The 9,363-nt window shown below is 62.4% G+C and carries 9 protein-coding genes; 4 read left to right on the top strand and 5 right to left on the bottom strand.

Going from position 1 to position 9,363, the window contains the following annotated elements:
• Nucleotides 1–77: 77 nt before the first annotated feature.
• The 3 genes from RGM2987_RS01515 to RGM2987_RS01505 are packed head-to-tail and all read left to right on the top strand — an operon-like array spanning nt 78 to nt 1,943.
• Nucleotides 78–455: a septal ring lytic transglycosylase RlpA family protein gene (locus RGM2987_RS01515; RefSeq protein WP_042731712.1), complete on the top strand. Its 378-nt coding sequence runs from the start codon at nt 78–80 to the stop codon at nt 453–455.
• A 49-nt stretch (nt 456–504) separates the two neighbouring features.
• On the top strand, nt 505–1,566 hold the full coding sequence (locus RGM2987_RS01510; RefSeq protein WP_245138348.1) for a calcium/sodium antiporter: 1,062 nt from the start codon (nt 505–507) through the stop codon (nt 1,564–1,566).
• Nucleotides 1,563–1,943 carry a carboxymuconolactone decarboxylase family protein gene (locus tag RGM2987_RS01505; protein ID WP_245138347.1) on the top strand — a complete coding sequence of 127 codons (381 nt, stop codon included), beginning with the start codon at nt 1,563–1,565 and terminating at the stop codon, nt 1,941–1,943. The genes RGM2987_RS01510 and RGM2987_RS01505 overlap by 4 nt, the downstream gene beginning before the upstream one ends.
• A gap of 145 nt (nt 1,944–2,088) precedes the next feature.
• Here the strand turns inward: RGM2987_RS01505 and RGM2987_RS01500 are convergent, their stop codons facing one another.
• From RGM2987_RS01500 to kdgD, 5 genes are all read right to left on the bottom strand, one after another.
• Nucleotides 2,089–3,030: an AEC family transporter gene (locus tag RGM2987_RS01500; RefSeq protein WP_245138346.1), complete on the bottom strand. Its 942-nt coding sequence runs from the start codon at nt 3,028–3,030 to the stop codon at nt 2,089–2,091.
• Between the two features lie 172 nt (nt 3,031–3,202).
• A complete protein-coding gene (gene garD / locus RGM2987_RS01495) occupies nt 3,203–4,756 on the bottom strand; it encodes a galactarate dehydratase (RefSeq protein WP_245138345.1) in 1,554 nt (517 codons plus the stop codon).
• Nucleotides 4,757–4,769: 13 nt separating this feature from the next.
• The gene (locus tag RGM2987_RS01490; RefSeq protein ID WP_072341209.1) at nt 4,770–6,134 is read right to left on the bottom strand and encodes an MFS transporter; all 1,365 of its coding nucleotides are present in this window, start codon (nt 6,132–6,134) and stop codon (nt 4,770–4,772) included.
• Between the two features lie 85 nt (nt 6,135–6,219).
• Nucleotides 6,220–7,665, bottom strand: coding sequence for an aldehyde dehydrogenase family protein (locus RGM2987_RS01485; RefSeq protein ID WP_245138344.1), 1,446 nt, complete (start codon nt 7,663–7,665; stop codon nt 6,220–6,222).
• A gap of 68 nt (nt 7,666–7,733) precedes the next feature.
• On the bottom strand, nt 7,734–8,645 hold the full coding sequence (gene kdgD, locus RGM2987_RS01480) for a 5-dehydro-4-deoxyglucarate dehydratase (protein WP_245138343.1): 912 nt from the start codon (nt 8,643–8,645) through the stop codon (nt 7,734–7,736).
• 234 nt (nt 8,646–8,879) lie between these two features.
• Between kdgD and RGM2987_RS01475 the strand changes: the two genes are divergently transcribed.
• A complete protein-coding gene (locus RGM2987_RS01475; protein WP_245138342.1) occupies nt 8,880–9,275 on the top strand; it encodes a hypothetical protein in 396 nt (131 codons plus the stop codon).
• The last annotated feature ends 88 nt before the right edge of the window (nt 9,276–9,363 follow it).

Below are 9,363 nucleotides of genomic sequence, written 5' to 3'. Positions count from 1 at the left end.
GCTGCTACGCAGCCCAGCGGGAGCAAGCTCCCTCGCCACAATAAATTTACAACCACACTGATGTGGAAAACCTTTCAATGAAGCGTCTCCTCGGCGCCTGCGCCCTGCTGTCCCTGTTGGCCGGTTGCGCCAGCCAGAGCGGGACGGTCGACCCACACGGCTACGACCAGACGGGCGTGGCCTCTTATTATGGCGCCAGGCACCACGGCAAACGCACCGCCAGCGGCGAGCGTTTCGACCAGCATGGCCTGACCGCTGCCCATCGCCAGTTGCCGTTCGGCACACGGGTGAAAATCACCAACCTGGGCAACAATGACAGTGTCGTGGTCCGCATCAACGACCGCGGCCCGTATACGCGCGGACGCCTGATCGATGTGTCCCGCGAGGCGGCAGAGCAACTGGGCATGTTACGCACCGGCACCGCACGGGTGCGGGTGCAAGCCCTCGACGATTGACAGACGGAGCCCGGCCATTTCCCTACTCACCGCCCTGCCCCTGCTCAGCCTGCTTGAATTGGCCGGCGGCCTGCTACTGCTGATCGCCGGCGCTGAACTGCTGGTGCGCACCGCCGTCGGCCTGGCGGCACGCTTGCAGGTGCGGCCGCTGATCATCGGCCTGAGCGTCGTCGCCCTCGGCAGCAGCGCGCCGCAAATGGCCGTCAGCCTGCAAGCGACCCTGGCGCACAACGCCGACATCGCCGTAGGCAGCGTGATTGGCAGCAGCATCTTCAACATCCTCGTCACGCTTGGCCTGTCGGCGCTGATCATTCCGTTGCGCGTCTCGCGCCAGCTGGTGCGCCTGGACATCCCGCTGATGATCGGCGCCAGCCTGCTGGTGTTCGTGCTGGCCTGGAACGAAGAACTGACCCGCCTGGACGGCGTCTTGCTGTTGACGGCGCTGGCGGTGTACCTGGGCCTGCTGCTGCGCCAGTCCCGGCATTCGACGCGGCCCCACGCCGTAGGCGTCGAAGGGACGCAGGCGTCCTGGCTCAAGAGTCTGTCGATGATCGTGCTGGGCCTGGCGATGCTGATTTTTGCCGGGCACCTGCTGCTGGGCGCGGCGGTGGAAGTGGCAACGGACCTGGGCCTCTCAGAACGGATCATCGGCCTGACCATTGTCGCCGTCAGCACTTCGCTGCCGGAACTCGCCACCTCGCTGATTGCCGCTTTGCGCGGCCAGCGGGACATCGCGGTGGGCAACGTGATCGGCAGCAATCTGTTCAACCTGCTGGGCGTGCTGGGCGTAACTGCCCTCGCCGCCCCGACGCCGCTTTCGGTGTCGCCCAATGCCCTGGACTTCGACCTGCCGGTGATGCTCGGCGTCGCGGTGCTGTGCTTGCCGGTGTTCTATTCCGGTTATCGCGTCACCCGCGCCGAAGGCCTGCTTTTGCTGGGTCTGTACCTGGCCTATGGGCTGCACGTGGTGTCGTTCACCACCGGCATGCCATTGGCTGGCCGTCTGGAACATCTGATGCTGTTCTATGTGCTGCCGGCCCTGCTCGCCTTTTTGCTGTTCAGCTCCTTGCGCGCCTGGCGCCGCCAACATCACAAGAGGGATTTGCCATGACCGACACTCCGAAGACCGGCCTGGACATGCGTCGCCAGGTCATGGGCGATGCGTTCGTCGACCGCGCCCTGGGCAATGCCACTGAGTTCACCCAACCCCTGCAGGACTTCGTCAATGAACATGCCTGGGGCAGTGTCTGGAGCCGCGACGGCCTGCCGCTGAAAACCCGCAGCCTGATCACCCTCGCCGCCCTCACCGCCCTCAAATGTCCGCAGGAACTCAAAGGCCACGTGCGCGGCGCGTTGAATAATGGCTGCACGGTGGAAGAGATTCGCGAGGCGTTGCTGCATTGCGCGGTGTATGCGGGCGTGCCGGCGGCAATCGATGCGTTTCGGGCGGCGCAGGAGGTGATCGAGGCGTATCAGAAGCAGGAGTAAAGGATAGGATTTGTGGTGGATGGGCGGGCCTCTTCGCGAGCAAGCCCGCTCCCACATTCGACCGCATTCCTTCTGAAGAAACCCGATCAACTGTGGGAGCGGGCTTGCTCGCGAAGAGGCCCCAGAGAACACCAGAAATCCAAGCCTAGATCCACCCACCCCACTGCAACACAAAAATCCCCAGGTTGGTGGTGATCGCCGCCATCAACGTGGTGATGACGATGATCGCCGCCGCCAGCTCCTGGTTGCCATCGGCGGCGCGGGCCATGACGAAGCTGGCCGCCGCGGTGGGGCTGCCGAAGTACAGGAACAGGATTCCCAGTTCCGCGCCGCGAAAGCCCCAGAGCCAGGCGCCCAGGGTGGTCAGCACCGGCAGGCCGACCATTTTCACCAGGCTCGAACTCAGGGCCATCTTGCCGCTCTTGCGCAGGGCCGCCAGTGAAAGCGTGCCGCCGATGCAGATCAGCGCCAGGGGCAAGGTCATCTGCGCCAGGTATTTGCCCGAGGTCTCGAACCAGTTCGGCAGGCCGATCTTCCAATAGGCGAACGGCGCGGCAACGATCACGCTGATGATCAGCGGGTTGCTGATCACACTTTTAAAGATGCTCCACGGATCGGACTTGATCACCGGGCTGTAGACCGCCAGCACGATGGTCGACAGGGTGTTGTAGAACAGGATCACCAGCGCCGCGAGGATCGCCCCCAGGGAAATCCCGTAGTCGCCATACATGCTCGCCGCCAACGCCAGGCCGATGACCCCATTGTTGCCGCGAAACGCGCCCTGGGTATAAATGCCGCGATCCTCACGCGGGCAACGCCAGATCGCCCAGCCCCAGGCCATGGCGAAACTCACCAGGGTGGCGATGGAGAAATAGATCAGCAGGTCCGGCTGCAAGGCCGCGTGCAGGTCGGCGTGGAGGATGCCGAGGAACAACAACGCCGGCATGGTGACGTTGAATACCAGGGACGAGGCGGTGTGGATAAAGTTGTCGTTGATCCAGTAGACACGCTTGAGCAACACCCCCAGAAACAGCATGGCGAACACCGGCGCGGTGATGTTCAGGGTTTCGAGGAAAATTGCCAGCATGCCGGGGACCTTCAGAGGGGTGTCGTTAGGTGGCTAATGATAAGCCACTCACGGCACCGGCGTCTGGTGATTCCTGTGGGAGCGGGCTTGCTCGCGAAGATGTCGGCACATCCAACATCGATGCAAGCTGACCCACCGCCTTCGCGAGCAAGCTCGCTCCCACAACGCCGGCTCAGGTAATCGGCGCCGGGTTGAACAGGGTGATGTCGTTGAACAGTTTGTGCTGTTCGGCCCAGGTCTTCTTCTTGCCGCTGGCCACGTCCAGGTAGTAGTGGAACAGCTCCCAGCCCAACTCCTCGATCGTCGCTCGTCCGGTGGCGATGCGGCCGGCGTCGATGTCGATCAGGTCCGGCCAGCGCTGGGCCAGTTCGGTGCGGGTCGAGACCTTCACCACCGGCGCCATTGCCAAACCGTACGGCGTGCCACGGCCGGTGGTGAACACGTGCAGGTTCATCCCCGCCGCCAGTTGCAAGGTGCCGCAGACGAAATCGCTGGCCGGCGTGGCGCAGAAGATCAAACCCTTTTGCTTGAAGCGCTCACCCGGGCCGAGCACGCCGTTAATCGCGCTGCTGCCGGACTTGACGATCGAGCCCAGGGATTTCTCGACGATGTTCGACAGCCCGCCCTTCTTGTTGCCCGGCGTCGTGTTGGCACTGCGATCCGCCTCGCCCTTGGCCAGGTAACGGTCGTACCAGTCCATCTCGCGCACCAGCTCCTGGGCGACTTCCCGGGTTTGCGCCCGGGAGGTCAGCAAGTAGATCGCATCGCGCACTTCGGTGACTTCGGAGAACATCACCGTCGCCCCGGCGCGCAGCAACAGGTCCGAGGCGTAGCCCAGCGCCGGGTTGGCGGTGATGCCGGAAAACGCATCGCTGCCGCCGCACTGCATGCCCAGGATCAACTCCGAGGCCGGCACGGTTTCCCGGCGGCGCTGGTCGAGCTTCTTCAAACGGGTCTCGGCCAGCTCCATGATCTGCTCGATCATTTCGGTGAAGCCGTGACTGGAATCCTGCAAGCGATACAACCACGGCTCGCTGAGGTCCACCGAGCTGTCGTTGTCATGCATCACTTGGCCGGCCTGCAATTTCTCGCAGCCCAGGCTGATCACCAGCGCCTCGCCACCCAGGTTCGGGTTGCGCGCCAGGTTACGCACGGTGCGGATCGGGATGTACGCGTCGGTGGCGGTGATCGCCACGCCACAGCCGTAACTATGGGTCAGCGCCACCACGTCATCGACGTTCGGGTATTTGGGCAGCAATTCGTCCTTGATGCGCTTGACCGCATGATCGAGCACGCCGGTCACGCATTGCACCGTGGTGGTGATGCCCAGGATATTGCGCGTGCCGACGGTGCCGTCGGCATTGCGGTAGCCTTCGAAGGTGTAGCCTTCCAGCGGCGCATCGGCCGTCGGCACGTCGGTGGACAGCGGCAAGCTGTCCAGCGGCGGCGCGGTGGGCATGCGCAGCTGGTCTTCCTTGACCCAGCTGCCACGGGGGATCGGTTGCAACGCGTAGCCGATGACCTGGCCGTAGCGAATCACTTCGCCGCCCTCGGCAATATCCTGCAGCGTGACCTTGTGGCTCTGGGGCACAAAGTCCACGGTGACCAGCCCATCCGGGAACGCGGTCCCGGCGGGTACGCCCTGGTCATTGACGACGATCACCACGTTATCCCGCTCGTGCAGGCGGATGTAACGGGGCGAGTCGGCATGTTCAATCAATTGCATTGCTGCCGCTCCTTCAGGATTTAGCTTCAGACAAACTGGAGATGCCGGCATCCTTGGCCGTGGGTTCCTTGAGCACGACACGCTTGATCGGCCCGACGATGACCAGGTAGCTGAACACTGCTACCAGCGCGTTGCAACCAACGAACACCAGTGCCCACTTGAACGAACCGGTGGCGCTGATGATGTAGCCGATGACGATTGGCGTGGTGATCGATGCCAGGTTGCCGAAGGTGTTGAACAGGCCACCGCTCAGACCGGCGATCTGTTTTGGCGAGGTATCGGACACGACGGCCCAGCCCAGCGCACCCACGCCTTTACCGAAGAAGGCCAGGGCCATGAAGCCCACCACCATCCACTCGATGTCCACGTAGTTGCAAGCCACGATGCTGCTGGACACCAGCAGGCCGGCGATGATCGGCGCCTTGCGGGCGAAGGTCAGCGAGTGGCCCTTGCGCAGCAGGTAATCGGAGATCACCCCGCCCAGCACACCACCGATGAAACCGCAGATCGCCGGCAAGGAAGCGATGAAACCAGCCTTGAGGATGGTCATGCCGCGCTCCTGCACCAGGTACACCGGGAACCAGGTCAGGAAGAAGTAGGTAATGCCGTTGATGCAGTATTGGCCCAGGTACACGCCGAGCATCATGCGGTTGGTCAGCAGTTGACGGATGTAGTCCCACTTCGGACCGTCGGCTTTCTTTTCCTTGCCCTTGTCCTGGTCCATGTCGACCATCGCGCCGTTGGCGGCGATGTGATTGAACTCGGCCTCGTTGATCATCGGGTGCTGGCGCGGGCTGTAGATCACCTTCAGCCAGATCAGCGAGAACACGATGCCGATCACGCCCATCACGATGAACACATGCTGCCAGCCGAAGCGATAGACGATCCAGCCCATCAGCGGGGCGAACAACACGGTGGCGAAATACTGCGCCGAGTTGAAGATCGCCGAGGCGGTGCCGCGTTCTGCGGTCGGGAACCAGGCGGCGACGATTCGTGCGTTGCCCGGGAAGGACGGCGCTTCGGCCAACCCCACCAGAAAGCGCAGCATGAACAGCGCAACCACGGCCGTGGACATGCCGAATTCACCGACATAGCCTTGCAGCACGGTGAACAGCGACCAGGTGAAAATGCTCAGGGCATAGATTTTTTTCGACCCGAAACGGTCGAGCAGCCAGCCGCCAGGGATCTGACCGGCCACGTAGGCCCAGCCGAAGGCGGAGAAGATATAACCGAGGGTGACCGCGTCGATACCGAGGTCTTTTTGCAGGCTGGAGCCTGCGATGGCGATGGTGGCGCGGTCGGCATAGTTGATCGTTGTCACCAGGAACAGCATGAGCAGGATCAAGTAGCGGACGTGCGTCGGCTTGGTCGCTTGCATGTAACAGTACTCCCACTATTTATTTTTATGCGGGTCAGCAGATTGTACGGCCGGGGCTGGTTAGCCAGCCCCGCCGGTGTAGCGTTTACGAACCGATGTAGGCGGTTTTCACCACGGTGTAGAACTCTTGTGCGTAGCGACCTTGCTCACGCGAACCATAGGACGAACCTTTGCGCCCGCCGAACGGCACGTGGTAATCCACGCCGGCGGTTGGCAGGTTGACCATCACCATGCCCGCCTGGGAATGGCGCTTGAAGTGGTTGGCGTACTTCAAGGAGGTGGTGGCGATACCGGCCGACAGACCGAACTCGGTGTCGTTGGCCATCGCCAGCGCCGCCTCGTAGTCCGCCACGCGCACCACGTTGGCGACCGGGCCAAAGATCTCTTCGCGGCTGATGCGCATCGAGGCTTCACTGTCGGCGAACAGCGTCGGCGCCAGGAAGTAACCCTCGGTATCGCAGGTCACCAGGCCACCACCGCTGACCAGCCGCGCGCCTTCGCTCTGGCCGATGTCGATGTATTTCATGTCCTGGTTGAGCTGGGCTTCGGAGACGACCGGGCCGATATCAGTACCGGCTTTCAGCGCATGACCGACCTTGATCGATTTCATGCGTTCAGCCATGGCGTCGACGAACTTGTCGTGGATGCCGGCGGTGACGATCAGGCGGCTGGAAGCGGTGCAACGTTGGCCGGTGGAGTAGAACGCGCTCTGCACCGCCAGTTCGACAGCCTGCTTGAGGTCGGCGTCGTCGAGGATGATCTGCGGGTTCTTGCCGCCCATTTCCAACTGCACCTTGGCCTGGCGCGAGACGCAGTTGACGGCGATCTGCCGACCCACGCCCACGGAACCGGTGAAGCTGATGCCGTCGACTTTCGGGCTGTTGACCAGCACTTCGCCGACGACGCGGCCGCTGCCCATCACCAGGTTGAATGCACCGGCCGGGAAGCCTGCGCGGGAGATGATTTCCGCCAGGGCCCAGGCACAACCCGGCACCAGCTCGGCGGGCTTGATCACCACGCAGTTGCCGTAGGCCAGGGCCGGGGCGATTTTCCACGCAGGGATGGCAATCGGGAAGTTCCACGGGGTGATCAAGCCGACCACACCCAGGGCTTCGCGGGTGACTTCGACGTTGACGCCCGGGCGCACCGACGGCACGTAGTCGCCAGACAAGCGCAGGCATTCGCCGGCGAAGAACTTGAAAATGTTGCCGGCGCGGGTCACTTCGCCGATGGCTTCGGGCAGGGTCTTGCCCTCTTCCCGAGCCAGCAATTGGCCGAGCTCTTCGCGACGGGCGAGGATCTCGCTGCCGACTTTGTCCAGCGCATCGTGACGGGCCTGGATGCCCGAGGTCGACCAGGCCGGGAATGCGGCGCGGGCAGCTTCGATGGCGGCGTTGACTTGCGCTGCATCAGCCTTGGCGTATTCACCGATGACATCGGACAAGTCGGACGGGTTGATGTTGGTGCAATAGTCGGCACCGGCTACCCACTGACCGTTGATGTAGTTATCGAAACGCTTTGCATCAGTCACGGATGCTTCTCCTCACAAAAAGCCTTACGCAAAAAGCCGCTGATTGCTCAGCGGCTTTGTCGGGTCTGTTACTGCTTGCCTTGCTTATCCATCAGCGCGGCCAGTGCTTCGTATTCTTCTGGCAGCAGGTCGGTCAGCGGGGTGCGCACAGGGCCTGCGTCGTAGCCGGCGATCTTCGCACCCGCCTTGACGATGCTCACGGCATAACCGGCCTTGCGGTTGCGGATGTCCAGGTAAGGCAGGAAGAAATCGTCGATGATCTTGCCGACGGTCTCGTGATCGTCACGGGCAATGGCGTGGTAGAAGTCCATCGCGGTTTTCGGAATGAAGTTGAATACCGCCGAGGAGTAGACCGGCACGCCCAGGGCCTTGTAGGCCGCGGCGTAGACTTCTGCGGTCGGCAGGCCGCCCAGGTAGCTGAAACGATCGCCGAGGCGGCGACGGATCGACACCATCAGTTCGATGTCGCCCAGGCCGTCCTTGTAGCCGATCAGGTTCGGGCAGCGCTCGGCCAGTTGCTCCAGCTGAGCCGCGTTCAAGCGGCAGACGTTGCGGTTGTACACCACTACGCCGATTTTTACCGATTTGCACACGGCTTCAACGTGGGCGGCAACGCCGTCCTGGCTGGCTTCGGTCAGGTAGTGCGGCAGCAACAGCAGGCCCTTGGCACCCAGGCGCTCGGCTTCTTGAGCGTATTCGATAGCCTGGCGGGTGGCACCGCCAACACCGGCAAGGATTGGCACGCTGGTGGCGCAGGTGTCGACGGCAGTCTTGATGACTTGCGAGTACTCGCTGGCGGCCAGGGAGAAGAATTCACCGGTACCGCCGGCTGCGAACAATGCGGAGGCGCCGTACGGGGCCAGCCACTCGAGGCGCTTGATGTAGCTGTCGCGATTGAAATCGCCTTGGGCTGTGAAATCGGTGACCGGGAACGACAGCAGGCCAGACGAGAGGATGGACTTCAGTTCTTGTGGATTCATTATTCGAACACCCTGGGACGCAATTTTATGTATGAGAGAGTTAAGCTTCGGCCAGAAGTTGTAGGTCATCGTACAACTTAAATAACCTGCGTCAACTGCATTTCGTCATCAAAGGGTAAAAAAGGCTGCCGCACCGCTCGTCCGCACTGTCGACTCTGCCAGTAGGCAGCCTTCCAGGGAGTGGTCATAACTGCGCAGGTGGCCGTTCCCGGCCGACTTCACAGGAGTGACACCATGACGACGACATTCGAAAAACCCACGCTCAAGGATTTTCCAGCCGATGCTTCCGGGGAGGTAGCGATCAGCCTGGCGAAGGCAGGCAAGACGTTGACCGTGCAGATCCCGGATTCGAACATCTCACCGAACTCGTCCGTGTACCTGACCCTCGGCGCGGCCTCGAAACCGCCGGAATGGACGGGCAACCTTGAACCCATGATGGTCAACAAGACGCCGGAAACGCATCCGGATGACTTCGAAGTAGCTGAGCTGCGCAAGGGGGTCACGCTGACGGTGCCCGGCGACACCCTGAAGAAATTCAGCGGCCGGCTGGTTGAGCTGCGCTACACGTTTACGTACGAGAGCGGCGGGGCCGATACGTCCAAGCCACTGAATGTGCGGATCAAGGCGTAGGGATGTGGTGGGCGTTTGAACCGAAGTCATTCCCCCGTGGCGAGGGAGCTTGCTCCCGCTGGGCTGCGCAGCAGCCCCTGTTGGTGGG

It is taken from the genome of Pseudomonas sp. RGM2987 (genome assembly GCF_022952855.1).
Lineage (GTDB): Bacteria > Pseudomonadota > Gammaproteobacteria > Pseudomonadales > Pseudomonadaceae > Aquipseudomonas.
This window is presented reverse-complemented; position numbering and strand designations above follow the sequence as displayed.